The organism is Bradyrhizobium sp. 2TAF36, from assembly GCF_052114925.1.
Lineage (GTDB): Bacteria > Pseudomonadota > Alphaproteobacteria > Rhizobiales > Xanthobacteraceae > Bradyrhizobium > Bradyrhizobium barranii.
In genome coordinates this window covers 1-25053 of record NZ_JBFRFR010000028.1, presented here as the reverse complement: position 1 = coordinate 25053, position 25053 = coordinate 1, and the positions used below count along the sequence as shown (strand labels likewise).

Genomic DNA, 25053 nt, shown 5'->3' with positions numbered 1-25053 from the left:
CTTCTCTTCTGCACCGCAACTATAGAAAATTCGCCTCCAAACGCAAAGTGGCAGAGATGCATCTTCTCAGGACCGATTCCGGTGCAGATGGACGGGACGTCCGGGCTCCCGTTTCCGAGCAAATTCCCGTCGGGCTGACCGCCCCCAGCATGGACCATTTGGACCAGCTCGAGGCGCAGAGCATCTACATTTTTCGCGAGGCCTTTGGCCGCCTGAAGAAGATCGCCCTGCTGTGGTCGCTCGGCAAGGACTCCAACGTCATGATCTGGCTGGCGCGCAAGGCGTTCTTCGGCCGGCTGCCGTTCCCCGCCCTCCACGTCGATACCGGCAAGAAGTTTCCGGAGATGTACCGCTTCCGCGATCATTACGGAAAGGAGTGGGATCTCGATTTGCGCGTCGAGCCCTGCCCACCGATCGATGCCGTCGACCCAACGCTGCCGCCGGCGGCCCGTTCCGCTGCGCGCAAGACCGAAGGTCTGAAGATGGCGCTCGGCAAATTCGGCTTTGACGGCCTGATCGCCGGCATCCGCCGCGACGAAGAGGCGACGCGCGCCAAGGAGCGCGTGTTCTCGCCGCGCGGGCTCGAAGGCAATTGGGACGTGCGCGATCAGCCGCCGGAGTTCTGGGATCATTTCAATGCGTCGCCGCCGCAAGGCGCGCATTTGCGCATCCATCCGATCCTGCATTGGACCGAGGCCGACATCTGGGCCTACACCAAGCGCGAGAACATTCCGATCATCCCGCTGTATCTCGCCAAGGACGGCAAGCGTTACCGCTCGCTGGGCGATCAGGACATCACCAATCCGGTCGCGTCTACCGCGTCGACCATCGATGAGATCCTGGTCGAGCTCGAGCAGACCAAGGTGCCGGAGCGCGCCGGCCGCGCGCTCGACCACGAGACCGAAGACGCCTTCGAGCGTCTGCGCGTCGCCGGCTATCTCTGATTCAAGGACGCAACGCGGCTATGAACATGATCGTCACCCCCGCTTCGCCCGCCACTCCGAACGGCACCACGCGTCCGCAAGTCCGCATCGTCATCGTCGGTCATGTCGACCACGGCAAGTCGACGCTGGTCGGCCGCCTCCTGCACGAGACCGGCAGCCTGCCCGACGGCAAGCTCGAGATGCTGAAAGCCGTCAGCGCGCGACGCGGCATGCCGTTCGAATGGTCGTTCCTGCTCGACGCGCTCCAGACCGAGCGCGATCAGGGCATCACCATCGACACCACGCAGATCCGCTTCCGCACCAATTCGCGCGACATCGTGCTGATCGACGCGCCCGGCCATGCCGAATTCCTGCGCAACATGATCACCGGCGCCTCGCAGGCCGACGGCGCGGTGCTGATCATCGACGCGCTCGAAGGCGTGCGTGACCAGACCCGGCGGCACGGCTATCTGCTGCACCTGCTTGGCGTGAAGCAGGTCGCGATCGTCGTCAACAAGATGGACCGCGTCGATTTCAGCGCGGATCGCTTCAAGGAAATCAGCGACGAGATCTCGGCGCATTTGCAGGGCCTCGGCGTGACGCCGACGGCGGTGATCCCGATCTCGGCCCGCGATGGCGACGGCGTCGCGGAGCGCACCGACCGCGTCGGCTGGTACAAGGGTCCGACCGTGGTCGAGGCGCTGGATCGGCTCGAGCCGGCGCGTCCGCTGGAAGCCCTCGCCCTGCGCCTGCCGGTGCAGGCGATCTACAAGTTCGACGACCGCCGCATCGTGGCCGGCCGCATCGAATCCGGCAGCCTCATTGCCGGCGACGAGATCGTGATCATGCCGGCCGGCAAGATCGCCAGGATCAAGACGGTTGAAAGCTGGCCGGTAACGCCGGTCGCGGGACGGCAGGGCGCGGGGCGCTCGGTCGGCATCACGCTCGACCGCGAATTGTTCATCGAGCGCGGCGACATCGTCGCGCATGTCGGCTCCGCGCCGCGCGAGACGCGCCGTCTGCGAGCGCGGATCTTCTGGCTGCACGACAAGCCGCTCGCCAAGGGCGACCAGCTCCTGGTCCGCTGCGGCCCCAAGGAAAGCCGCGCCACCGTCGTCGCCATCGAGAAGGCGGTCGATCCCGGCGAGCTGTCGAGCGTCGAGAACAAGGCGATCGGCCGCAACCATGTCGGCGAGATCGACATTTCCCTTTCGAGCCCGATTGCCGCCGATCCCTACACCGAGAATCCGCGCACTGGCCGTCTCGTGATCGAGGTTTCGGGGCGCATCGCCGGCGGTGGTCTCGTGCTGTCGGTCGATGCCGGCCAGCGCGCCGTGCCGGTCGACATCGTGCCGGTGGAATCGGCGCTGCGGCCCGACGAACGCTCCGCGCGCTACCGCCACAACGGCGCCGTGGTCTGGCTCACCGGCCTGCCGGCGTCCGGCAAGTCGACGCTGGCGAAGGCGCTGGAACGTCGGCTGTTCACTAATGGCGGCTCGCCGATCCTGCTCGACGGCGACACGTTGCGCGCTGGGCTCAACAACGATCTCGGCTTCTCCGCCGCCGACCGCAGCGAGAACATCCGCCGCCTCGCCGAGGTCGCGACCCATCTCGCCCGCAACGGCCACATCGCGATCGTCGCCRCCGTCTCGCCGGCCCGCGAGGACCGCGCGACCGCGCGCCGCATCGCCGACACCGCGTTCCGCGAGATCCACGTCGCGACGCCGGCAGACGTCTGCGAGGATCGCGATCCCAAGGGCCATTACAAGAAGGCCCGCGCCGGCGCGCTGGCGTCGTTCACCGGCATCGGCAACGACTACGAGCGACCCGAGGCTGCCGAGCTCGTGATCGACACGTCGGCCCGCACGGTTGCGGATGCTGCGGACGAGATCGAACGGATGCTGAAGACCACCGGCGTGCTGTTCGACGAACTCGTGGACCTCGCCGCGAATATTTGAGGCCGTCCGATTTTCCCCGGCTGTCGTCGCCCGGCTTGACCGGGCGACCCAGTATTCCAGAGACAGCATTGGGTCACGGGGAAGCCGCGGCGTACTGGATTCCCCGCCTTCGCGGGGAATGACACCGGTGCGTCGGGCTGCACACCTCGCCTTGACATTTTGACAACTTTTGGAGGCCTTCTCACGGCCCCGATTTTGGGGCTAATAGGCCCTGAAAGCCGCCCCTTATGGGCGCATTTTGCTGCTGTCGGGTCAAAAGCAGCCAAAAAACAGCCATTTCCAACAAGAAAGCCCATCATGAAACGCGTCGACGCCCACGGATTGAAGATCGCTCCCGTCCTGTTTGACTTCATCGCCAAGGAAGCGGCCCCGAAAACGGGGATCGCGCCGGATGCGTTCTGGGCCGGGGTCGCCGCCATCATCAAGGATCTGGGGCCGAAGAACCGCGCGCTGCTCGCCGTGCGCGACACGCTGCAGGCCAAGATCGACGACTGGCACCGTGCGAACAAGGGCAAGGCGTTCGACCTCGATGCCTATAGCGCGTTCCTGAAGGAGATCGGCTATCTCGTCCCCGAGCCGGCGACGCAGAAGGTCGAGACCGCCAATGTGGACGAAGAGATCGGCAAGATCTGCGGCCCGCAGCTCGTCGTGCCCCTCACCAACGCGCGCTATGCGCTGAACGCGGCGAACGCGCGCTGGGGCTCGCTCTACGATGCCTTCTACGGCACCGACGCGATCCCGCACGATCCTTCCGAGAGCGGCAAGGGTTACAACAAGGCGCGCGGCGACAAGGTGATCGCCAAGGCGAAAGCGTTCCTCGATGCCGCCGTACCGCTCGCGACCGGCAGCCACACCGACGTCACCGCCTATAGTGTGGTCGCGGGCCAGCTCGCCGTCAAACTCAAGAGCGGCAATGCCACCGCGCTGAAGAACGCCGCGCAATTCGCGGGCTTCCAGGGTGATGCCGCCGCGCCGTCCGCGGTGCTGCTCGCCAACAACGGCCTGCACGTCGAGGTCAAGATCGACCGCAGCAGCGTGATCGGCAAGGACGATCCCGCCGGCGTCGCCGATATGATCATGGAGTCCGCGGTCTCGACCATCCTCGACATGGAAGACTCGGTCGCCGCGGTCGATGCCGAGGACAAGGTGCTGGTCTATCGCAACACGCTTGGCCTGATGAACGGCACGCTCTCGGCCGATTTCGAGAAGGGCGGCAAGACGCTGACCCGTTCGCTCAACAGTGACCGCAGCTACAAGACGCCGGACGGCAAGGGCGAAGTGAAGCTGCATGGCCGCAGCCTGCTGCTGATGCGAAATTGCGGTCACCACATGTTCACCGACGCGGTGCTGGACGACAAGGGCGAGGAGATTCCGGAAGGCCTGCTCGACGCGGCCGTCTCCGGCCTGCTCGCGATCCACGACCTCAAGGGCAACTCCAAGGTCAAGAACAGCCGCACGGGATCTGCCTATATCGTCAAGCCGAAGATGCACGGCCCGGACGAGGTGTCGCTGACCTGCGAGATCTTCGACCATGTCGAGAAGATGCTCTCGCTGCCCGAGAACACGCTCAAGGTCGGCATCATGGACGAGGAGCGGCGCACCACCGTCAACCTCAAGGCCTGCATCCAGCGCGCCTCCAAGCGCATCATGTTCATCAACACCGGCTTCCTCGACCGCACCGGCGACGAGATCCACACCTCGATGGAAGCGGGCCCGATGATCCGCAAGAACGAGATGAAGGCGCAGGCCTGGATCAAGGCCTATGAGGACTGGAACGTCGACATGGGCCTGATCGACGGCCTGCCCGGCCACGCCCAGATCGGCAAGGGCATGTGGGCGGCGCCCGACAAGATGGCGGACATGCTGCAACAGAAGCTCGCGCATCCGCAGGCCGGCGCCACCACCGCCTGGGTGCCCTCGCCGACCGCAGCGACGCTGCACGCCCTGCACTATCACCAGGTCAACGTCACCGCGCGCCAGCAGGAGCTCACCAAGGGCGGTCCGCGCGCGAAGCTCTCCGACATCCTCACCATCCCGGTGTCGAAGTCGAACTGGGCGCCCGACGACGTCAAGCAGGAGATCGACAACAACTGCCAGGGCATTCTCGGTTACGTCGTGCGCTGGATCGACCAGGGCGTCGGCTGCTCCAAGGTGCCTGATATCCACGATGTCGGCCTGATGGAAGACCGCGCCACCTTGCGCATCTCCAGCCAGCATCTCGCCAACTGGCTGCACCAGGGCGTCATCTCCGAGGCGCAGGTGATGGAATCGCTCAAGCGCATGGCCGTCGTGGTCGATAAGCAGAACGCCGGCGACACAATCTACAAGCCGATGGCACCCGCCTTCGACGGTGTCGCGTTCAAGGCGGCCTGCGACCTGATCTTCAAGGGGCGCGAGCAGCCGAACGGCTACACCGAGTATATCCTCACCGCCCGCCGCCGCGAGGCCAAGGCGGCTGGCTGACAAGGCGAAGTCCGCCGGGCGATAGCCACGCGACTGGAAACACCGAAAGCCCCGGCTCGCGCCGGGGCTTTTTGTTTGAGGCTACACGCCCCACCCCGCTAAAACACCGTCAGATATTTCAGCAGCGACACCACGCCGATGATGATGACGACCACGCGCGCGATCTGCTTGGCGCGACCGTCCATGGGCAGCATGTTGATGAGATAGAGCACGAGAATGACGACGAGAAAGGTGACGAGTACGCCGACCAGCATCGCAAGGACCCCCCTTCAGGCAAATTGTCTGACGGTGTTCTAACGCCTATCTCCCGCGCAGGTTCCATCACGGCAACCCACTGCAACTTCTAGTAAATACGTACTTCTACGATCAGGCGGCCTGCCTAAAACTTTACCCTTTTCGTTTCAGATGCAGAAACCGTTTGGGTGATGCGCCGCAAACGGCATGCGATTGCCGATCTGCGTGCCCCTCCGTTTTGATGTTGCCGGGGCGTCTCGACGAAGTTTGCAATGGGAATTTAGGGGGGCTTCGATGCTGAATCGTCTGACCGTGTCCGCGCTGCTGAAGGCGGTGATCGCCATCACCTCGGTCTGTGTGGTGATTGCGCTCTCGCTCACCGCCTACGCCTCCTGGGACCGCCTCAAGACCGCCAACCGCATCTCGCAGATCGCCGACGCCTCCGCCGATCTGTTCAAGGCGATGCACAATCTGCGCACCGACCGCTCGACCACGTCGCGGCTGCTGAACGCGACCGAGCCGATGGATTCCGAGATCGAGAGATATCTGCGTGCGCTGCGCGATGCGCAGATGCCGGCGATGGCCCGCGCGCTCGAGCTGCTGCCGAGCATCGACTTCCCGCAATCGGGCGCGCTGGTGCCGGAGCTCGCGCGGCTCTACAAACTGCTAGGCGAAGAGCAGAAGCAGTTCTGGGAGGATGTTGCCAAACCGAAGGACCAGCGCCGCGCCGGCCTGACCAAGGAATACATGGAGACGACGCAGGGGCTGCTCGACGTGCTCGACAAACTCTCGGGTGTCCTCGCCGCCACCGTCAACCACCAGGATGCCGTGATCGACCAGCTGCTGTCGATCAAGCAGAGCGCCTGGCTGCTCCGCAACACCGCGGGCGAGGCCTCACTGATCGTCTCGACCGGACTTGCGGCCGGCAAGATCACGCCGGAGGGCCGCTACAACTATACCCAATTTGTCGGCGGTACGGCCGCGATGTGGAAAGCGCTGGAATTGTCGACCTCGGGCATGCAATTGCCGCCCGCGCTCGCCTCGGCCATGACCACGGCCAAGACCGCTTATTTCGAGCCGCAATATCTCACCTTGCGCGACCGTCTCGCGGACACCCTGGTCAAGGGTGAGAAGGCCGAGCTGACGGCCAACCAGTGGAGCCCGCTCACGGTCGGCCGTATGGCCAGTGCGGTCGCGGTGGYCGAAGCCGCGCTCGACGCCGCCCGGACCTACACGCAGGAGCAGCGCAGTACCGCGCAGCGCGCGCTGATCGTGCAGCTTGCACTCCTGGCGCTTGCCATCGGCCTCGCCGTCGGCGCGGTCATGCTGGTCAGCCGCCGCGTCATCCATCCCCTCAACACCATCCGCGACGCCATGCTCAAGGTCGCCGGCGGCGACCTTGCCGTCGACAGCGGCTATCTCGACCGCCAGGACGAGATCGGCGCGCTTGCCGGCGCGCTGGAAACCTTCAAGCAGCAGGCGACCGAGAAGCTCAAGATCGAAGAGCATGAGCGCGAGCGCAATGTCGGCGCGGCCGCGCGCCAGCGCGCCGTCGAGACCTATGTCGGCGAGTTCGAGGGCGCGGTGCGCAAGACGCTCGGCGAACTGAGCGAAGCGTCCGGCGAGATGCGCAAGACCTCGGGCGACCTGTCCGCGGTGTCGCGTCAGACCAACGACCGCGTCCAGGTCGCCGGCAAGGCCTCCAACGACGCCTCCATGAGCGTCGACAGCGTCGCCGCCGCCGCCGAGGAGCTCTCTGCCTCGATCAACGACATCAGCCAGCAGGCGGCGCACGCCGCAGGCATTGCCAGCCGCGCCGTCAACCAGGCCCGCGAGACCGACGGCACGGTGCAAGGGCTGGCGCAGTCCGCAGGACGCATCGGCGAGGTCGTCGGCCTGATCAACACCATCGCGGCGCAGACCAATCTGCTCGCGCTCAACGCGACGATCGAGGCCGCACGTGCGGGCGAAGCCGGGCGCGGTTTCGCGGTCGTCGCCTCCGAGGTGAAATCGCTGGCCAGCCAAACCGCAAAAGCCACCGAGGAAATCTCCGGGCAGATCGCCGACATCCAGAGGGTGGCGAGCGACGCCATCAACGCGATCCAGACCATCGGCGGCATCATCGGCGAAGTGAACGAGGTCGCCACCGCGATCGCCGCCGCCGTACAGGAGCAGGGCGCGGCGACCCAGGAGATCACCCGCAGCACGCAATTTGCGGCGCAGGGCACCAGGAACGTCTCGGACAACATCACCGGCGTGAAGGCCGACGCCGATGCTGCCGCCGGTGCGGCGGACAACGTCAAGCAGGCCTCGGAAACGCTGGAAACCCAGAGCCGCCAGCTCGGCCAGCAGGTCAGCGACTTCCTTGGGAAGATCCGCGCGGCGTAGGACTTGCGGATTGGATAGAAAGCTGCCGCTACACCTTCAGTGTCGTCCCGGCGAACGCCGGGACCCATAACCACAGGGAGAAGTTGTCGCGCGAGCTGCTAACCACGTGCCTTCGTCAAACCGCTTCCTGTGGTTATGGATCCCGGATCTGCGCGCCGCTTGTCCGGGACGGCAGTGGAGATCGAGGCGCTAGCGCCGCAACCTACTTGAGGCCGCACCGCCCCTACTCCTTCGCGACCACCGGCACCTGGCGGAATCTGGCGCGCACCGACTCCGGCAGCGGCGAAAAATTCATCGCGACGCCGCGGCGGTCGTTGGCGTTGCGGCTGGCGACCACCAGGCCATCGCTGCCCGCAACGATGTCACCCTTGCGCAAGGTCGGATCGTCCTCGACCTTGACCTGGGCGAGTCCGACCGGGTCCTTGCCGTTGCAGGTGCAGCCCGCGACGATCTCGTTGCGGAAGCGGAACGCGTTGGGCAGGTCGGAATAGGATTTTCCCTTGTCCGTCGTGGCGTCGTCGATGTTGCTGCCATAGACCAGCGAGGTTTCGGACGTCGGGCAGAAGCTCTTGCAGGATTTCGCCTTGCTTTCGGCGTCGTTTCCTTGCGCCGGGAAGTAGCGGCCATCGCAACTGCGCACGCAATAAGCGATGCCGCCGCCATAAGAGGCCCGCTGGCGCGGCGTGTCGTAGCGCGGCATGTCATCGGTCGGGAACGGCATGCGGATCTCCGGCGCGGAGCGCGCGCGGAAGCCGCCGAACAGCGCCGAGAAGAAGTCTTCCGCATGCGCCGACGGCGTCAACGCGAGGCCGAACGAGGCGACGGCGAAGCACGCCGCCACGCCACCGGCGAGTTTGCCGATCGAACGTCTCTTCATATGACCTCGCTCAACTCTCAGTTCACTGCCGACGTCGTGATGTTCAGCGCCTGCCGTCCCGAAGGCAGCGTCGTCACCGGCGGGCGCTTGCGTATGGGGTCGCCGCCCTTGTCGTATCCCTTGGCCATCAGCGGGGCGTTCTTCGGCAGCACCACCACCTTGGCGCCGACATTGACGCGGCTGAACAGGTCCGTGACGTCCTCGTTGGTCATGCGAATGCAACCGGAGGACACGAACTTACCGATCGTGGTGGGATCGTTGGTGCCATGGATGCGGTATTCGCTCGAGCCGAGATACATCGCGCGAGCGCCGAGCGGATTGCCGGGACCGCCGGCGACGAAGCGCGGCAGATAAGGCTGACGCGCGATCATCTCGGCCGGCGGATGCCAGTCCGGCCACTCGGCCTTGCGACTGACGCTCTGCACGCCGGCCCAGGTGAAACCTTGTCGGCCGACGCCGACGCCGTAACGGATCGCGCGGCCATTGCCGAGCACGTAATAGAGGTAAGTGTTGCCGGTATCGATGACGATGGTCCCGGCCGGCTCGTTCCGATCGAAGCTGACGATCTGCTTGCGCAGCCGGTCGGGCAGCGCGGCATCCTCGTCGGCGGCCTGYGGCGCCGCGTTGACATAACCCCGCGAATAGCTCGGGTCCTGCGGATATCCCTGCGGCTGCATCGGCGCGTAGCCGAGCGTCTGGGCCTGTGCCGCGAAGGGCACGGTCAGCAATGCTGTCGCGAAGGCAATGGCGGTGGTGGCGCGCAGCGAGAAGCGGCGACGGACTGGAGAGAACCTTGTCATGTGCTGCCCCGTTGGATGTGCATCAGGTGATGCGGCTCCCAACAAACGCAGCTGGACCGACTCAAGTTCCACCGCTCGTTGCGGCAGCGAGGTCACAGTCAAGCGAGCAAAACTTCACGAAACCGCGATGGAACCGGAACGTCCGCCCGGACGTTCTACTGCCAACAATGGGCGCGCGGAGGCTTCCGTGCGGAGGAGATATTGTGCGCGTCCTTCCCACTGAACGTCTGATTTCCGGCAACAACGAGGGCGCCCCGCTTCCCGACAGCCATGTCGAGCTGCCGCCGGTGATCCGCCGCACCGAGTTTGTCGCCTTTGCGCTCGCCGGTCTGTTCCTGATTGCCGTGGTCGCCGTGCTCTACGTCGCCAGGGCATTCTTCCTCCCGGTCATGATGGCGGTTGTCGCCGGCACCATGTTGTCGCCGGCCGCCAGCTTTCTCGAGCGGCGGCATGTGCCGCGCGCCCTCGGCGCCGTGCTGATCGTGATCGCGGTGACGACGGTGGTCGCCTTCGTCGTCGCGCTGATCGCCGTGCCAGCCATGGAGTGGAGCTCGCGCCTGCCGGAATTGGGCGCGCAGTTGAAGGAGAAGATGCACGTCTTCGACCGGCCGCTGGCGCTGTGGAAGGAATTGCAGACGATGGTGGGCGGCTCCGAGGGGCTGCCAGGCCTTCCGCTGCCGAAAGCCGAATGGGTGCAACCGACGCTGGAATTCCTGTCGCCGACCTTCGCCGAATTCCTGCTGTTCTTCGCCACTCTGATCCTGTTCATCGCGAGCTGGCGCGACCTGCGGCGGGCGCTGATCATGAATTTCGGCGATCGCGATGCGCGGCTGCGCACGCTGCGGATCCTCAACGAGATCGAGGTCCATCTCGGCAACTATCTTTTGACGGTGACACTGATCAACGTCGGCGTGGGCATCGCAACCGGTCTCATCTGCGCCATCACCGGCATGCCCAATCCGGCCGGGCTCGGCGCGCTTGCGGCGGCGCTCAACTTCATCCCGATCATCGGACCGGTCGCGACGTTCGTCATTCTGGTCGTGGTGGGGCTCGTCGCCTTCCCGACCATCGGCGGCGGACTGATGGCGGGGCTCGCGTTCGGCGGCATCACCTTCCTGGAAGGGCACTTCGTCACACCGACCATCATCGGGCGCAGGCTTTCCCTGAACGCGCTTGCCGTCTTCATCGCGCTGGCCTTCTGGACCTGGCTGTGGGGACCGATGGGCGCATTCCTGTCGTCGCCGCTCCTGATCGTCGGACTGATCCTGAAGGAGCATCTGCTGCCGGAGAATTCGCCGCAGCTGCCGCAGGCATGACCGGTTTCCCCGAACGGAACTTACCCGGGCACGAAACGTTTTCCGGCTATCTCAGCCGCCAACAGCTTTGGAGCTCCTGATGTCAACCAATGGCGAAACCGGGATGAGAGACTGGACCGACAAAGCCACCAGAGAACGCCTCGAGAAGGATGTAGCAGCCGTGAAAAGCGATATCGCCGCCCTCACCGATCAGATCACCGACGCGCTCAACACCTTTGCCAATTCCACCAGCAAGCAGGCCCGCCGCGGCTATCGCCAGGCCCGCGAGAGCGTGGATTCCGCGGTCGACGACATGTCGGATCGCGGCAGCGCCATGATGGAAGCTGCGCAAGACGCCTACGGCTCGATCGAGGAAACGCTGGAAGACGCCATCACGCAGCGGCCGCTCGCGACCGTCGGACTCGCGCTCGGCATCGGCTTCCTGATCGGTGTCGCCTGGCGCCGGTAGCGTGGGCGCAGGACCTTGACGTTGTTACGGCGGCGCTGTCGCGCCGTCGCTGCCGGCTTGCGGGGATCTGAGGAGCAAGGCCATGTTACAGCGCATCATCGACGGCATCAGCGCATCGACGGGCGCGACCGTCCGCCTGACATCGCTCGCCGCGGGCGCGGCACTCGCGCTCTTCATCACCACGGGCTTTCTCTGCGCGGCCGCCTTCATCTCGGTCCTTCAGACCTACGGACCGGTGCAGGCCTGCCTCGCCGGCGCCGGCATCTTCTTCCTGCTGACGCTTGCCGCGGCGGGGAGCTATTGGGGCTACAAGCGGGAGATGCGGAAGCGCGCCCGGATCGCCGCCGAGCGCGCCGCGAAGTCGGCCGCTTCGAGCATGCTCGCCGACCCCATGCTGCTCGCGACGGGCCTCCAGATCGTTCGCGCCATCGGAATCAAGCGGCTGCTGCCGATCCTGGCGATCGGCGGCGTCGCCCTCGGAATCATGGCGAGCCGTGCCGGCGCATCCGACGAAGCCTCGGCTGAACCGGCCGAATAACGGTCGAAGCGCTAAGATAATTTCGTCGCCGGCAGAACGAGCGAGCTTGCGGGAATTCCATCCGGCGATCATGCGCAATTTTGCGCCAGATTGGACAATTCCAGCCCCCTCACGCAAACGCTACTCGGATAGGCGGGCGGTTGCCGCTAAAAGCAGCGCCCGTGATTCCAAAAGTCATTTTCCGCGATGAAACCGTCCGTCAAGGCGAACCTCGCCGCATTCCATCACGATGCCAGATTGTATTTGACGCTCGGCATTGCCAACTGGTCGGTGTTCGTCGACCACATCCCGAACAACGTCGTTAATCTCCTGACGCTCCGAAATTTCGGCTTCAGCGGCGCCGCTGACCTGTTCGTGTTCGTGGTGGGTTATGGCGTCGCCATCATTCACGGCAGGATGGCGCTGGAGCGCGGCTACGTCGTCGCGGCGACGCGCATCTTCCGCCGCGTCTGGCGGCTCTACGCTGCCTATGTCGTGCTCTTCGTGATCTATATCGACACCATCGCCTATGTCGCCTCGCAATCGATGGCGCCGGAGATCATCCACGAATACAACATCTCGGGCATTCTCGATCATCCGCTGCGCATCCTGGTCCGCGGCCTCGTGCTCCAGGAAGAGCCGCTGAACCTCGACCTCCTGCAACTGATGATCCCGCTGATGGCGTTCTTTCCGTTTGCGCTATGGGGTTTGTTGCGGCGGCCGAACCTGACGCTGGCGGCATCGGTCGCGCTATACGTTGCGGCGCGCTGGTTCGACTGGAATTTCCGGGTCTATCCGGACCAGGACTGGACCTTCAATCCGCTGTGCTGGCAGATGCTGATGGTCCTGGGCGGCTGGTTCGCCGTAACAGGCGCCTCCGGACGCGCGTTGCACGGCATGTCCTGGCTGCGGATCCTCGCGGGTGCCTATCTCATCTTCGCGATGGCCGTCACCTTAATGCGGCATTCGCCCGCGCTGGCCGTCTATTTGCCGGACTTCGTCGTCAACAGCATCGCGCCGACAGACAAGGAAAACCTCGCGCCCTATCGCGTGATCCATTTCCTCGCGCTCGCCTTCCTCGCGACCCATCTCATTCCGGCCGACCACCCCGGCCTGAAGTTGCGGCCGCTTCAGGCGGTGATCACATGCGGCGAGGAATGGCTCGCGGTGTTCTGCGTTGCCGTGTTCCTGTCCTTCGCCGGCCATCTCATCCTGATCACCGGACCGAACCTCGTGGTGATGCAGATCGCGGTAAGCCTCGTTGGCTTCGCGGCGATGACGGCCGTGGCCTATTACATCTCGTGGTCGAGGCGGCAGGACCTTCCGGCCGCCCTGAGGCAGCAGGCCTAGAGCTCCGTTCCGATCTAATCGGAACGGGGCTCTAGATTCCTGTCTTGACGTGTTTTCTTCACGCGGATCGGTATCCACTTCGCTCGAAAACGCTCTAGCCAAATAATCGTGCGATTCTGCTAGGCCGAGACCTGTGGCTGCGCTATGCGGGGAGCCTCTGCGTGAGGGGACCGGGCGTGGCGATGGCAAAGGGCGGGGGTGATGAGGCTGACAGCGCGCCCCGGCGCGGCCGGCCGCGATCGATCGAGACCACCAACGCCATTCTCGAAAGCGCCTATGCGCTGATGGCCGCCACCGGCCTTGCCGCCACCTCCATCGACGCCGTCGCACGCCACTCCAGCGTCTCCAAGATGACGATCTATAAATGGTGGCCGTCGCGGGAAGCGCTGCTGATCGACGCCTTCCTTCATCATGCCGCGCAGATGCTGCCGTTGCCGCCTGCGAGCTCCGGCAGCCCCGCGGCGCGCGCACGCCGCCATGCCGCGGCCTATGCCGAGGCGCTCCAGGGCGAGTTCGGCAAGGTGCAGCTCGCCGTCGTCTCCGAATGCATTTCCAAGACCGGCTCGGCGGAGCTGTTCTATGCCCGCTACCTGCAATTCCGCCGCGACGCACTGGTCGAGATGATCGCCGCGGGCCAGACGGATGGCAGCATCCTGGCGGAGGGAGCGCCCGAGGATCTCTACGACGCCATCTATGGCAGCCTGTTCTACCGCTACGTCTTCGGCATTGCACCGATCACGCCGGCCTACGCGCGCAATCTGGTCGACCTGGTGCTGAGGCCGAAGGGTTAGAGCATGATCCGGAAAAGTGCGAAGCGGTTTGCCGAAAAGATCATGCTCAAAGCAACGATCTGAAGCGCGATCTCTATCGCACCGGCCTGACCGGCGCCGAGATCTTGTCCGTGCGGTCGCGTTCGGACATGTCGACCACCGTCTCCATCGGCGCCGTCAATTCATAGACGTAGGAGGCGTCGGTGAAGTAGCGCTTGGCGGTGCCGCCGAGCGCTTCGGGCGCGACACGGTCGAGCAGGATCAGACCGAAATCGGAATCCGGGCGGCGCGTCGCCTCGCTGGTGTTGAACTCCTCCCAGCGGAAATGGAAGACCTCATCGGTCCCCTCGCCCGTCACCGTCCAATTCGCGGTGATGTGCGGATGCTTTCCGACCAGCGACAGACCTTCGTCGGAGTGCGAGGCGAGCTCGAAGAACAGGAGCGACAGGCTCTGCGCGGCGCGCGCGCTGACCGCGATGTCGGGGCCGGTGACGGCGATGCGGTCGGCATGCGGGATGGCGCGCGCCTCGAACAGGCCCTTCAGCTTGACGCCCTGCCACTGGCTCTCGCTGAGCAGCGAGACCACGTTGGACATGGCGTGGATGCGGCCGATCAGCAGTTCACGCGCAACGTCGATGTCCGAACCGTGGCGGAGCGTGCGCGTCACGATCGACTGGATCACCGCCAGGATGTTCTTGACCCGGTGGTTGAGCTCGTCGATGACGGCGGTCAGCCGGCGCTCGAAGCCGATCCGCACCTGGATTTCCCGGCTGAGCCGCAGATTGTTGTAGGCGACATAGCCGAACAGGCCGCACACCATCGCGGTGATGGCAAAACCGATCGCCGCCACGATGATCGCCGTCTGCTCGGCGCGCCGCGCCGAATTGGTCTTGGCGTAGTAGCCGAGATGCCAGTCGCGCCCGCCAAAGCTCACCGTGCGCGTCGCCGACGGCGCCGGCCCGTCCGCGGCCGTCATGCGTGACGAGACCACGCCCTGGTCGTTGGCAACGAGCTCGCCACCTTCCCTGCGCGGATCCTTCAGCGCGACCGAGAACAACGACATGTCGTCATTGGTCAGCATCAGGGAGGCGAGCTCGTAGGAGAATGTGACGAAGCCCGCCGGCTCGGTCGCGCCCTCGGGAATGACGGGCGCGGCCACGATGATGCCGATGGGCCCGCCGCCCCGCAGCAACTGAACCGGGTCTGAGGCGACCGACCTCTTCTCGACACGCGCGCGCGTCAGCATGGCGCTGCGCACCTGATCCTGCTCGTAGCTGCGGCCGGGCAGCGCCTTGGTCTCGTTGCTGCGCGGTTCGAGGTCCATCAGCACGTCGATCGGCTGGGTGACCTTCGCAAGATCGATCGGCTTGTCGTCATACGTGCGAATCTGCGGATTGGGGAAGCCGGCGCTCGCGATCGCGTCCTCCGCCGGCAGAAGCTCGTTCGGCTTCAGCCGGGCGACCCACCCGGCGACCACGAAATCGGTCTTGAAGGCGTAGATGGCCGAGCGCAGCGGCTCCAGCATGTTCGGCTTGATGACCGACGGCGCACGGAACAAGCCTGAGGCGACACGCGCAAGCAGCTCGCGCTCAGTCAGCCGGTCCTGGACCAGGCTCGCGTGGACGTCGATCGCGCGCGCCAGCGCGATCCGGTCCAGTGCCAGCTCCTGGTCGTGGACGCGATAGGCCGCGAGCCCGGAGAGCAGGGCTCCGAGCAGGGCGATGAAACCGATGATAAAACCCAGCCGGACCACTTCGACTACTCAGGCGAAAACAGCAGGTCGGCAATAAACACGGAGCATATCAACGCCGCTCGAACGGCCATGTGCCGAAACAGAGTGGACCCCAGTAATGGAGATAATGAAGGAGGAGGCATCAGTACGCAACTTCGGTCGCCTGAAAAGCTTAATTCGCCCGGCCGATGGTCTGGCCATGAAGGCTTTGCTCCGGGCACCGGAGGTAGTTAATCGCCGTGTCCGAAATTTGTTCCGCGGATGCGGCTTTTGCCCCAGACGTTAACGGCGAAAAACGCCCTGCGCCACGTCGTCGCGCCGTCAGCCTGCCCGTTTCAGGCCGCCTTTGGCCTCGATGAAGCCGACGATCTGGTCGAGCCCCTCGCTCTTTTTCAGGTTGGTCATGACGAAGGGGCGCGCGCCGCGCATGCGCCTGGCGTCCGTCTCCATCTTCTCCAGGGAGGCGCCGACATGGGGCGCGAGGTCGATCTTGTTGATGACCAGGAGGTCGGAGCGGGTGATGCCGGGGCCGCCCTTGGACGGGATCTTGTCGCCGGCCGCCACGTCGATGACGTAGATGGTGAGGTCGGCGAGCTCCGGGGAAAAAGTGGCAGCCAGATTGTCGCCGCCGGACTCGATCAGCACGAGGTCGAGCCCGGGGAATTTTGCGCGCATGTCCGCGACCGCGGCCAGGTTCATCGAAGCGTCCTCGCGGATCGCGGTGTGCGGGCAGCCGCCGGTCTCGACGCCGGCGATGCGGTCCGGCGTCAGCGAGCCCGAGCGCACGAGGAATTCCGCATCCCATTTGGTGTAGATGTCGTTGGTGATCGCCGCGATGTCATAGCGCTCGCGCATGGTCTTGCAGAGCAGGTCCATCAGCGCGGTCTTGCCCGATCCGACCGGGCCGCCTATTCCGACGCGCAAGGGGCCGTGAGATTTCGACATGTCACTCGCTCTCTCTCGATGGATTAAAGGCCGCACCGCTCACGAGCGAAACAGCCGCGTATATTGCGTCTCGTGCCGCAGACTGGCGAGATCGGCGCGGAAGGTCGCGCTGCCGAGGTCGTCCAATGTCGCATTCAACGCACGATTGGCGGTCGCGGCAACGGCGGCTTCCAGCTTCACCAGCACCCGCTGGCAGTCGGTCTGACCGAGCGGAATGAGGCGGCTCGCCGCCGAAATCCAGTTCGAGACCAGCGCGTGCAGGAAGGCGTGCAGCGTCGGCGCCAGCGGCACGCCGTGCACCGCGGCGACCACGCCGACGGCGACAGGATAGACCAGTGCCGTGCGACATGCCGCCACCATGGCATCCAGCCCGTCGGCATCCCACGCGGCGCGGGAAATATCAATGAAGGCGCGGCCCTGCGAGCTCGTCTCGAGCTGCCGCTCGCGCGACGGCACGAAGGCGGCGGCGAGCTCCGCGATATCGTTCAAGGTGGTGTCCTCGCCCAATTCAGCGGCGCGATAGGCGTGGACCAGGAACGTCGCATCGCAAAAGCCGGAGCCGTCACCCAGCATAGCGTCGAGCCAGTCGGCCAGGGTCGCGGTGTCGGTGATGTCGCCCGCCTCGACCGCCCATTCGATGCCGCTGGAATAGGAGAAGCCGCCGACCGGAAAGGCTGGCGACAGCCACGTCATCAGCCGGTACAGCGCCGCCGCCTCGCGCTCGGCGAGGTCACCGGCACTCACCGGCTCATTTGTGGTCATGAGCATGCTTGTGGCCGTGATGGTGGTCGGGGTGGTCGCAATGCTCGTCATGGTGATGGTCGTGGCCATGGTCATGCGCGGCATGATCATGGTGGTCGTGGTGATCGTGACCATGATCATGGTGATGATGGTCGTGATCGTGATGCCCGTGATCATCGTGACCATGCGCGTGGCTGGCGTCGGCGTAAGCACCGCCTTCGGGATCGAATGGCGCCTCGATCTCGATCACGCGCGCACCGAGGCCCTTCACCATGGCCTCGATGACATGGTCGCGGCGGATGCGCAGGCTCTTGGCCATGATCTGCGTCGGCAAATGACGATTGCCGAGATGCCAGCCGACGCGAATGAGGTGGTGCGGATCGCGGCCGCGGATCTCCAGCAGCGGCTCGGGCGCCGCGACCACTTCGACCAGCCGGCCGTCCTCCAGCACCAACGCATCACCGCCGCGCAGTGCGACGGCATTCTCCAGGTCGAGCAGGAATTCGAGGCCCCGCGTCCCCGTCATCGCCATGCGGCGGCGGTGCCGGTCGTCGAAATCGAGCACCACCGTATCCGCCGGCGTCTCCGTGAAGCCGTGCTGTCCCTTAACCTGCGTCGCCCGGATCATGCTTTTACCCCGTTACCGTGTCTCGACCTTCTCGGGCGTGATCACTTCAATCTTCGGTGGCGCCGTAAAACACTTCACCGCGACGCGGCCGAACGTCTTCATGTGCTCCATGGCGCGATGCGGCACCAGCGCCTCGGCGCTCTCCCACTGCTCGACGAACACCATCTTGGCGGGATCGGTGACGCTCTCGTGCAAATCATAGGCGATGTTGCCGGGCTCCTTCCGCGTCTCCTTGATGCAGGCGGTGGCGGCCGCAATGAATTCGGCGCGCGTCTCGGGCTTGATGGTCAAGGTGGCAACGACGTAAATCACGAGAAATCCTCCCGGCTTTTCTTCTAAGGTAAGATACCGGGCGGGACCTTAGACCAGGCGGGGTCGAACGCAAAACCGGAAAAGCCGCCCCAGGACATGCAACAAGACATGCAACAGGACATGCAATCGGGACATGCGCCGGGGACATGCGTCCAGGCGCTATTTCAGTACATGAAATATCGCTGCGCCATCGGCAGCACCTCGGCGGGCGCGCAGGTCAGCAGTTCGCCGTCGGCGCGCACCTCGTAGGTCTCGGGATCGACCTCGATATTGGGCGTGGCGTCGTTGTGGATCATGCTCTTCTTCGAGATTTTTCCGCGGGTGTTCTGCACCGCATAGAGCTTCTTGTCGATGCCGAGCTTTCGCGCGAGGCCGCCGGTGACCGCCGCCTTCGAGGTGAACACCACGGACGACGCGGTGCGCGCCTTGCCGAAGGCACCGAACATCGGCTGATAGTGCACCGGCTGCGGCGTCGGGATCGAGGCGTTGGGATCGCCCATCGGGGCGGCGACGATCGAGCCGCCCTTGATGATACAGTCCGGCTTGACGCCGAAGAAGGCCGGCGACCACAGCACGAGATCGGCGAGCTTGCCCTTCTCGACCGATCCGATCAGCTTCGACACACCGTGCGCGATCGCGGGATTGATCGTGTACTTGGCGATGTAGCGCTTGACGCGGAAATTGTCGTTGTCCTTGCCTTTGTCCTGGTCGAGCGACCCGCGCTGCTTCTTCATCTTGTCCGCGGTCTGCCACGTCCGGATGATGACCTCGCCGAGTCGGCCCATGGCCTGCGAGTCCGAGGACATCATCGAGAGCGCGCCGAGATCGTGCAGGATATCCTCGGCCGCGATGGTCTCCTTGCGGATGCGGCTCTCCGCAAACGCGAGGTCTTCCGCGATCGAGGGATCGAGATGGTGGCACACCATCAGCATGTCCAGATGCTCGTCGATGGTGTTGCGGGTGAAGGGCCGCGTCGGGTTGGTCGAGGACGGCAGTACGTTCTTCAGCCCTGCGACCTTGATGATATCAGGCGCATGCCCGCCGCCGGCGCCCTCGGTGTGGAAGGCGTGGATGGTGCGGCCCTTGAATGCCTTGACCGTGTCCTCGACGAAGCCGGACTCGTTCAGCGTGTCGGTGTGGATCATGACCTGAATGTCGTAGTCGTCAGCCACCGACAGGCAGGTATCGATCGCAGCCGGCGTCGTGCCCCAGTCCTCGTGCAGCTTCAGCGCGCAGGCGCCGGCCTTGATCATCTCGACCAGCGCGGCGGGGCGCGACGCGTTGCCCTTGCCGGAGATGCCGAGATTGACCGGGAACGCATCGAACGACTGGATCATCCGCCCCATGTGCCACGGCCCCGGCGTGCAGGTGGTGGCGAAAGTGCCGTGCGAGGGACCGGTGCCGCCGCCGAGCATCGAGGTGACCCCGGACATCAGCGCGTGCTCGATCTGCTGCGGACAGATGAAATGGATGTGGCTGTCGAAGCCGCCGGCTGTCAGGATTTTTCCTTCGCCCGCGATCACGTCGGTGCCGGGGCCGACGATGATGGTGACGCCCGGCTGGATGTCCGGATTGCCGGCCTTGCCGATCGCGGAGATCATGCCGTCCTTGATCGCGACGTCGGCCTTCACGATGCCCCAGTGGTCGACGATCAGCGCATTGGTGATGACGGTGTCGGCCGCGCCCTGCTTGTTGGTGACCTGCGACTGGCCCATGCCGTCGCGGATCACCTTGCCGCCACCGAACTTCACCTCCTCGCCGTAAGTTGTGAAATCCTTCTCGACCTCGATGATGAGATCGGTATCGGCGAGCCTGACCTTGTCGCCGGTGGTCGGGCCGAACATGTCGGCATAGACGGAACGCTTTATTTTGACGGACATCACAAGCCCCGTTTGCGTTTGAATTTTTGGTTGTTCACAGCGAAGCCCTCGCTGCGCTTACGGCATCGTCGAATTTTGCATCGAGCCACGAATTGCCGCCACGGCATCCGGCRACGACCTGCTCAGCCCAGCCCTTGTAGTCGGCGAGATCGTCGCGCTCTTCGGCGGACGGGTCGGAATGAATGCGCGCGCCGATGTTGCTGATCTTGTCGGCGATCTTAATGAGTTTTGCTCCGGCAGATTTCTTCGGCGCATCGACGATCTGCCGGCGTCGCCGCTCTGGTTTGGGCAGGCTCATGTCGTCGGTGCATTCAACGACGAGAGAGGCGACGCGATCAGAGAATTTCTGTGCGAGCTCCTCGCGAGTGGTGTCTGTGTCCTCGATCACGTCGTGCAGCCACCCGGCCGCGACCAGCTCGGCATCCGCGCCATCGGTCGCCGTCGCCAGCAGGTTCGCGACCTCCGCGAGATGATTGATGTAAGGCTCGTTCCCCCGCCCCTTGCGCGCCATGCCGTTGTGCCGGCGCGCGGCCAGCTCAGCAGCTTCGGAGATGAGGCGGACGGCGGGGAGCATGCCTCACAGCTTCCCCATCACGTCGCCACGGAAACCGTAGATCGTTTTCTTCCCCGCCACGGCGACGAGCTGGACGTCGCGGGTCTGGCCGGGTTCGAAGCGGACGGCGGTGCCGGCGGCGATGTCGAGGCGCATGCCGCGGGCTTTCTTGCGATCGAATTTCAGCGCGGGGTTGGTCTCGAAGAAGTGGTAGTGCGAGCCGACCTGGATCGGGCGGTCGCCGGTGTTGGCCACCGTCAGCGTCACGGTCTTGCGGCCGGCATTGAGCTCGATCTCGCCGTCCTGGATGAAGAGTTCGCCGGGGATCATGCTCTCGCTCCTACCTGATCGGCTCATGCACGGTGACGAGCTTGGTGCCGTCCGGAAAGGTCGCCTCGACCTGGATGTCGTGGATCATTTCGGGAATGCCCGGCATCACCTGGTCGCGGGTGAGGACCTGCGCGCCGGATTGCATCAGCTCGGCGACGGTGCGGCCGTCGCGCGCGCCTTCGAGGATGAAGTCGGAGATGATCGCGATCGCCTCGGGATGGTTGAGCTTGACACCGCGATCCAGCCGGCGGCGGGCGACGATGGCCGCCATCGAGATCAGGAGCTTGTCCTTTTCGCGGGGAGACAGGTTCATGCAGCATCTCTTCCGTTCAATGCATCAATTCAGCAGCCGTCAACGCAGCCACAGCCGCGGCAGCGCCGCGCCGGTCCGCGCCAGCACCGCCATCATGTCGGCGCGCAAGCGCGCCGCATCTTGGGCACAGAACCGAGCCATTGCAAAGCCATTCCAGGCGGAGATTCCGACCTCGCCGGCGAATGACTCCGAGGCCTCGCGGATACGCTCGATCAGCGGCTCGTCGCCCGGAACGATCAGCGCCGTACCGATCGCGGCACCGCCCTTGGCCACTGCCGATCGCCCAAGTTTTGCACCGATATTGCCGTCGAGCCTGACGGTTTCGGCGAACACCAGCTTGCCACCACGACGCAGCCGCCAGCGATCAATGAACTCGCCCTGCTCCATCCGCTCGCCCATGGCGGTGCGGCCGAACACGACGATCTCGCAAAGCAGAAGCGAGGCGGCCTCGTCGAGCTCAATGTCGAAGCGACGATGGACCCGGGCACGATCGAACAGGATCGTCTCCTGGGGCAACCAGCCGAGGTGCGCGCCGGCGGCGACCTTCAAGGCGATATTGAGCTGCGCCGCCGCCCCCGGCGCGCGATAGACCTTCTCGGCCGCGGCCGTGGTCAATGTCAGGCGTGCCCCCTGGCCTGCCGCGATCTCGATGTCAAAACTGTCTCCGCCGGCAACGCCACCAGCCGTGTTGACGAACACGCCGGAGAGCCCCTCGCCCTCCGGCGAGGGAAAGCGCACGCGCAGGGAGCCGGACTCATGCAAGACGCCACGCCGCGTCACGCCATCGCGGGCATGGACGTCGAAGCGCACCGCGCCGCGGGCGCGGTTCGCCTCGAAAACCGAAGATGTCGTTAAAGCGTCGCTGCGCATCCGTCTCCCCAGCCGGCCGCGGCAGAAATATTCGGATTACAGCGCCATCTGGCGGCTGATTTCGGCCGGATCGAGATTGGATCGGTCGCAGGAGAACTTCACCGCGCCGCGATCCATCACGGCGAAACTGTCGCCGAGTTCGCAGGCAAAGTCGAGATATTGTTCGACCAGCACGATGGCGATGTTGCCGAGGTTACGCAGGTAGGAGATGGCACGGCCGATGTCCTTGATGATCGACGGCTGGATGCCCTCGGTCGGCTCGTCGAGCAGGAGCAGCTTTGGCCGCATCACCAGCGCACGCCCGATCGCGAGCTGCTGCTGCTGGCCGCCGGAGAGGTCGCCGCCGCGCCGGCCGAGCATCGATTGCAGCACCGGGAACAGCGAGAACACGTCGTCCGGGATGTGCCTGTCCTCGCGCTTGAGCGGACCGAAGCCGGTCTTGAGGTTCTCCTCGACCGTCAGCAAAGGAAATATCTCGCGGCCCTGCGGCACGAAGCCGATGCCCTTGCGCGCTCGCTCGTAGGGCTTGAGCCCGGTGATGTCGCTGCCGTCGAGCACGATCGCGCCCGAGGAGATCGGATACTGGCCGACCATGGCGCGCAACAGCGAGGTCTTGCCGACGCCGTTGCGTCCGAGCACGTAGGTGACCTTGCCGGGCTCTGCGGCGATGGAGACGCCGCGCAGCGCCTGCGCCGCGCCGTAGAACAGGTTGATGTCCTTGACCTCAAGCATTGCTCAGCGCCCCAGATAGACTTCGATGACCCGCTCGTTGGACGAGACCTGGTCGATGGTTCCTTCCGCGAGCACGGTGCCTTCATGCAGGCAGGTGACCTTGACGCCGAGCTCGCGCACGAACGTCATGTCGTGCTCGACGACCATCACGGTGTGGGTCTTGTTGATCTCTTTCAGCAGCTCGGCGGTAAGATGCGTCTCGACGTCGGTCATGCCCGCGACGGGCTCGTCGACGAGCAGCAGCTTCGGATCCTGCGCCAGCAGCATGCCGATCTCGAGCCACTGCTTCTGACCGTGGCTGAGGCTGCCGGCGAGCCGGTTGCGGGCGTCGGTGAGGCGGATCGTCTCGAGCACCTTGTCGATGCGCTCGGACTCCGCCCTGCTGCCGCGCCAGAACAGCGTGCCCTTGACGCTGTGGTCGACATTGAGCGCGAGCAGGAGGTTGTCCTGCACGGTCTGGCTCTCGAACACGGTCGGCTTCTGGAATTTGCGGCCGATGCCGAGCTCGGCGATGCGGGTCTCGTCCAGACGCGTCAAATCAGTGACGCCGTCGAACAGCACCGTGCCCTCGTCGGGCTTGGTCTTGCCGGTGATGATGTCCATCATCGTGGTCTTGCCCGCGCCGTTCGGGCCGATGATGGCGCGCATCTCGCCGGGCGCGAGCGTCAGCGACAAATTGTTGATGGCGTGGAAGCCGTCGAACGAGACGTGCACGCCGTCGAGATAGAGCATCGCGGAGGTCGCGCGTGTATCCATGACGTTCATTGCGCCTACTCCGCCATCTTGGGTTCGGTGACGCCATCTTCGGCCGCGGCGCTCGCGCTGGTCGCCGCGGTGCGTTTTTCTTTGGACGACTCCCACCAGGCATTGAAGGTGCCGACGATGCCCTTCGGCAGCAGCAGCGTCACCAGGATGAACAGCGCGCCCAGCATGAACAGCCAGTAGGGCGCGAGCATGCCCGAGGTGAAGAACGTTTTTGCGTAGTTGACGACGACGGCGCCGAGTGCAGCGCCGATCAGCGTACCGCGACCACCGACCGCGACCCAGATCACCGCCTCGATCGAATTGCCGGGTGCGAACTCGCTCGGGTTGATGATGCCGACCTGGGGCACGTAGAGCGCACCGGCAACGCCGGCCATGCAGGCCGACAACGTGAACACGAACAGCTTGTAGGATTCGACGCGGTACCCGAGGAACCGGCTGCGCGATTCCGCGTCGCGGATTGCGATCAGAACCTTGCCGAGCTTGGAGGACACGACGGAGCGGCAGATCAGGAAGCTCAGGATCAGCGCCAGGCAGCTCAGCGCAAACAGCGCGGCACGGGTGCCCTCGGCCTGCACGTTGAAGCCGAGGATGTCCTTGAAGTCGGTCAGGCCGTTGTTGCCGCCGAAGCCGAAATCATTGCGGAAGAAGGCGAGCAGCAGCGCGTAGGTCATCGCCTGCGTGATGATCGACAAATACACGCCGGTGACGCGGGAGCGGAAGGCGAGCCAGCCGAAGCAGAACGCAAGCAGGCCGGGCACGACCAGCACCATCAGCGCCGCGAACCAGAACATGTCGAATCCGTACCAGTACCAGGGCAGCTTCGAATAGTTCAGGAAGACCATGAAGTCGGGCAGGATCGGGTTGCCGTAGACGCCGCGGGTGCCGATCTGCCGCATCAGGTACATGCCCATCGCGTAGCCGCCGAGCGCGAAGAAGGCGCCGTGGCCGAGCGAGAGGATGCCGCAATAGCCCCAGATCAGGTCGATCGAGAGCGCGAGGATCGCGTAGCAGACATATTTGCCCCAGAGCGCGACCAGATAGGTCGGCACCTGCAGGACCGAGCCCGCGGGCAGCAGCAGGTTGGAGAGCGGGATGAGGATGCCGCAGGCCGCGACGATGGCGAGAAAGATCGTCGCGCCGCGGTCCAGCGACCTGGTCAGCATGTGGGGGGTCATGCTTCCACCGCACGGCCCTTGAGGGCCCTTGAG

At 64.9% G+C, this 25053-nt stretch carries 25 protein-coding genes; 9 read left to right on the top strand and 16 right to left on the bottom strand.

Going from position 1 to position 25053, the window contains the following annotated elements; translation table 11 throughout:
* Window positions 1-149: 149 nt before the first annotated feature.
* The 3 genes from cysD to AB4Z51_RS17455 all read left to right on the top strand — a co-directional run bounded on the left by cysD (window position 150) and on the right by AB4Z51_RS17455 (window position 5344).
* The gene (gene cysD / locus AB4Z51_RS17465) at window positions 150-944 is read left to right on the top strand and encodes a sulfate adenylyltransferase subunit CysD (protein WP_441497678.1); all 795 of its coding nucleotides are present in this window, start codon (window positions 150-152) and stop codon (window positions 942-944) included.
* Window positions 945-964: 20 nt separating this feature from the next.
* The gene (gene cysC / locus AB4Z51_RS17460; RefSeq protein WP_441497677.1) at window positions 965-2881 is read left to right on the top strand and encodes an adenylyl-sulfate kinase; all 1917 of its coding nucleotides are present in this window, start codon (window positions 965-967) and stop codon (window positions 2879-2881) included.
* Between the two features lie 297 nt (window positions 2882-3178).
* A complete protein-coding gene (locus AB4Z51_RS17455; RefSeq protein WP_441497676.1) occupies window positions 3179-5344 on the top strand; it encodes a malate synthase G in 2166 nt (721 codons plus the stop codon).
* 98 nt (window positions 5345-5442) lie between these two features.
* Here AB4Z51_RS17455 and AB4Z51_RS17450 read toward each other — a convergent pair whose 3' ends face one another.
* Window positions 5443-5598 carry a Thivi_2564 family membrane protein gene (locus AB4Z51_RS17450; RefSeq protein ID WP_011084288.1) on the bottom strand — a complete coding sequence of 52 codons (156 nt, stop codon included), beginning with the start codon at window positions 5596-5598 and terminating at the stop codon, window positions 5443-5445.
* Between the two features lie 274 nt (window positions 5599-5872).
* Here AB4Z51_RS17450 and AB4Z51_RS17445 point away from each other — a divergent pair, with 274 nt between their 5' ends.
* Window positions 5873-7966 carry a methyl-accepting chemotaxis protein gene (locus tag AB4Z51_RS17445; protein WP_441497675.1) on the top strand — a complete coding sequence of 698 codons (2094 nt, stop codon included), beginning with the start codon at window positions 5873-5875 and terminating at the stop codon, window positions 7964-7966.
* 223 nt (window positions 7967-8189) lie between these two features.
* Here AB4Z51_RS17445 and AB4Z51_RS17440 read toward each other — a convergent pair whose 3' ends face one another.
* The gene (locus AB4Z51_RS17440; RefSeq protein ID WP_441497674.1) at window positions 8190-8843 is read right to left on the bottom strand and encodes a DUF2865 domain-containing protein; all 654 of its coding nucleotides are present in this window, start codon (window positions 8841-8843) and stop codon (window positions 8190-8192) included.
* A gap of 17 nt (window positions 8844-8860) precedes the next feature.
* Window positions 8861-9643, bottom strand: a complete 783-nt coding sequence (locus tag AB4Z51_RS17435) for a L,D-transpeptidase (protein ID WP_071916686.1) — start codon at window positions 9641-9643, stop codon at window positions 8861-8863.
* A gap of 203 nt (window positions 9644-9846) precedes the next feature.
* Here AB4Z51_RS17435 and AB4Z51_RS17430 point away from each other — a divergent pair, with 203 nt between their 5' ends.
* The 5 genes from AB4Z51_RS17430 (at window position 9847) to AB4Z51_RS17410 (ending at window position 14065) form a co-directional block, all read left to right on the top strand.
* The gene (locus AB4Z51_RS17430) at window positions 9847-10959 is read left to right on the top strand and encodes an AI-2E family transporter (RefSeq protein WP_441497673.1); all 1113 of its coding nucleotides are present in this window, start codon (window positions 9847-9849) and stop codon (window positions 10957-10959) included.
* A 76-nt stretch (window positions 10960-11035) separates the two neighbouring features.
* Window positions 11036-11407 (top strand): DUF883 family protein, encoded by a 372-nt coding sequence (locus AB4Z51_RS17425; RefSeq protein WP_028148389.1) that lies wholly within the window; start codon window positions 11036-11038, stop codon window positions 11405-11407.
* 82 nt (window positions 11408-11489) lie between these two features.
* Window positions 11490-11945 carry a hypothetical protein gene (locus tag AB4Z51_RS17420; RefSeq protein WP_028148388.1) on the top strand — a complete coding sequence of 152 codons (456 nt, stop codon included), beginning with the start codon at window positions 11490-11492 and terminating at the stop codon, window positions 11943-11945.
* 186 nt (window positions 11946-12131) lie between these two features.
* Window positions 12132-13274, top strand: a complete 1143-nt coding sequence (locus AB4Z51_RS17415; RefSeq protein ID WP_231143909.1) for an OpgC domain-containing protein — start codon at window positions 12132-12134, stop codon at window positions 13272-13274.
* Between the two features lie 182 nt (window positions 13275-13456).
* A complete protein-coding gene (locus AB4Z51_RS17410) occupies window positions 13457-14065 on the top strand; it encodes a TetR/AcrR family transcriptional regulator (RefSeq protein ID WP_038959396.1) in 609 nt (202 codons plus the stop codon).
* Window positions 14066-14138: 73 nt separating this feature from the next.
* Here AB4Z51_RS17410 and AB4Z51_RS17405 read toward each other — a convergent pair whose 3' ends face one another.
* From AB4Z51_RS17405 to urtC, 13 genes are all read right to left on the bottom strand, one after another.
* Complete coding sequence (locus AB4Z51_RS17405) at window positions 14139-15797, bottom strand: CHASE domain-containing protein (protein ID WP_063980982.1); 1659 nt, start codon at window positions 15795-15797, stop codon at window positions 14139-14141.
* A gap of 300 nt (window positions 15798-16097) precedes the next feature.
* Window positions 16098-16721 (bottom strand): urease accessory protein UreG, encoded by a 624-nt coding sequence (gene ureG / locus AB4Z51_RS17400; RefSeq protein ID WP_063980981.1) that lies wholly within the window; start codon window positions 16719-16721, stop codon window positions 16098-16100.
* Window positions 16722-16760: 39 nt separating this feature from the next.
* Entirely contained in the window at window positions 16761-17489 is a 729-nt protein-coding gene (locus AB4Z51_RS17395) for an urease accessory protein UreF (protein WP_441497699.1), read from the bottom strand.
* Window positions 17470-18090: an urease accessory protein UreE gene (gene ureE, locus AB4Z51_RS17390; protein WP_354242140.1), complete on the bottom strand. Its 621-nt coding sequence runs from the start codon at window positions 18088-18090 to the stop codon at window positions 17470-17472. The genes AB4Z51_RS17395 and ureE overlap by 20 nt, the downstream gene beginning before the upstream one ends.
* Before the next feature lie 12 nt (window positions 18091-18102).
* The gene (locus tag AB4Z51_RS17385) at window positions 18103-18402 is read right to left on the bottom strand and encodes a putative quinol monooxygenase (protein WP_014498210.1); all 300 of its coding nucleotides are present in this window, start codon (window positions 18400-18402) and stop codon (window positions 18103-18105) included.
* A 164-nt stretch (window positions 18403-18566) separates the two neighbouring features.
* Window positions 18567-20282, bottom strand: coding sequence for an urease subunit alpha (gene ureC / locus AB4Z51_RS17380; RefSeq protein WP_441497672.1), 1716 nt, complete (start codon window positions 20280-20282; stop codon window positions 18567-18569).
* Window positions 20283-20316: 34 nt separating this feature from the next.
* On the bottom strand, window positions 20317-20856 hold the full coding sequence (locus AB4Z51_RS17375; protein ID WP_441497671.1) for an HD domain-containing protein: 540 nt from the start codon (window positions 20854-20856) through the stop codon (window positions 20317-20319).
* Window positions 20857-20859: 3 nt separating this feature from the next.
* Window positions 20860-21165 carry an urease subunit beta gene (locus AB4Z51_RS17370; RefSeq protein ID WP_007599812.1) on the bottom strand — a complete coding sequence of 102 codons (306 nt, stop codon included), beginning with the start codon at window positions 21163-21165 and terminating at the stop codon, window positions 20860-20862.
* A gap of 10 nt (window positions 21166-21175) precedes the next feature.
* Entirely contained in the window at window positions 21176-21478 is a 303-nt protein-coding gene (locus AB4Z51_RS17365; protein ID WP_007605424.1) for an urease subunit gamma, read from the bottom strand.
* A gap of 39 nt (window positions 21479-21517) precedes the next feature.
* Complete coding sequence (locus AB4Z51_RS17360) at window positions 21518-22348, bottom strand: urease accessory protein UreD (RefSeq protein ID WP_441497670.1); 831 nt, start codon at window positions 22346-22348, stop codon at window positions 21518-21520.
* A gap of 36 nt (window positions 22349-22384) precedes the next feature.
* Window positions 22385-23080: an urea ABC transporter ATP-binding subunit UrtE gene (urtE, locus tag AB4Z51_RS17355; protein WP_441497669.1), complete on the bottom strand. Its 696-nt coding sequence runs from the start codon at window positions 23078-23080 to the stop codon at window positions 22385-22387.
* Between the two features lie 3 nt (window positions 23081-23083).
* A complete protein-coding gene (gene urtD, locus AB4Z51_RS17350) occupies window positions 23084-23845 on the bottom strand; it encodes an urea ABC transporter ATP-binding protein UrtD (RefSeq protein ID WP_014498216.1) in 762 nt (253 codons plus the stop codon).
* Between the two features lie 5 nt (window positions 23846-23850).
* Window positions 23851-25020: an urea ABC transporter permease subunit UrtC gene (urtC, locus tag AB4Z51_RS17345; RefSeq protein ID WP_028157400.1), complete on the bottom strand. Its 1170-nt coding sequence runs from the start codon at window positions 25018-25020 to the stop codon at window positions 23851-23853.
* Window positions 25021-25053: the final 33 nt, after the last annotated feature.

Coding starts and splice junctions, on each gene's coding strand:
- AB4Z51_RS17420 (WP_028148388.1), top strand. CDS start 11,490: ATGTTACAGCGCATCATCGACGGCATCAGCGCATCGACGGGCGCGACC.
- AB4Z51_RS17395 (WP_441497699.1), bottom strand. CDS start 17,489: ATGCTCATGACCACAAATGAGCCGGTGAGTGCCGGTGACCTCGCCGAG.
- urtE (WP_441497669.1), bottom strand. CDS start 23,080: ATGCTTGAGGTCAAGGACATCAACCTGTTCTACGGCGCGGCGCAGGCG.
- urtC (WP_028157400.1), bottom strand. CDS start 25,020: ATGACCCCCCACATGCTGACCAGGTCGCTGGACCGCGGCGCGACGATC.
- ureG (WP_063980981.1), bottom strand. CDS start 16,721: ATGTCGAAATCTCACGGCCCCTTGCGCGTCGGAATAGGCGGCCCGGTC.
- urtD (WP_014498216.1), bottom strand. CDS start 23,845: ATGAACGTCATGGATACACGCGCGACCTCCGCGATGCTCTATCTCGAC.
- cysD (WP_441497678.1), top strand. CDS start 150: ATGGACCATTTGGACCAGCTCGAGGCGCAGAGCATCTACATTTTTCGC.
- AB4Z51_RS17365 (WP_007605424.1), bottom strand. CDS start 21,478: ATGAACCTGTCTCCCCGCGAAAAGGACAAGCTCCTGATCTCGATGGCG.
- ureC (WP_441497672.1), bottom strand. CDS start 20,282: ATGTCCGTCAAAATAAAGCGTTCCGTCTATGCCGACATGTTCGGCCCG.
- AB4Z51_RS17410 (WP_038959396.1), top strand. CDS start 13,457: ATGGCAAAGGGCGGGGGTGATGAGGCTGACAGCGCGCCCCGGCGCGGC.
- AB4Z51_RS17440 (WP_441497674.1), bottom strand. CDS start 8,843: ATGAAGAGACGTTCGATCGGCAAACTCGCCGGTGGCGTGGCGGCGTGC.
- AB4Z51_RS17370 (WP_007599812.1), bottom strand. CDS start 21,165: ATGATCCCCGGCGAACTCTTCATCCAGGACGGCGAGATCGAGCTCAAT.
- ureE (WP_354242140.1), bottom strand. CDS start 18,090: ATGATCCGGGCGACGCAGGTTAAGGGACAGCACGGCTTCACGGAGACG.
- AB4Z51_RS17455 (WP_441497676.1), top strand. CDS start 3,179: ATGAAACGCGTCGACGCCCACGGATTGAAGATCGCTCCCGTCCTGTTT.
- AB4Z51_RS17415 (WP_231143909.1), top strand. CDS start 12,132: ATGAAACCGTCCGTCAAGGCGAACCTCGCCGCATTCCATCACGATGCC.
- AB4Z51_RS17360 (WP_441497670.1), bottom strand. CDS start 22,348: ATGCGCAGCGACGCTTTAACGACATCTTCGGTTTTCGAGGCGAACCGC.
- AB4Z51_RS17450 (WP_011084288.1), bottom strand. CDS start 5,598: ATGCTGGTCGGCGTACTCGTCACCTTTCTCGTCGTCATTCTCGTGCTC.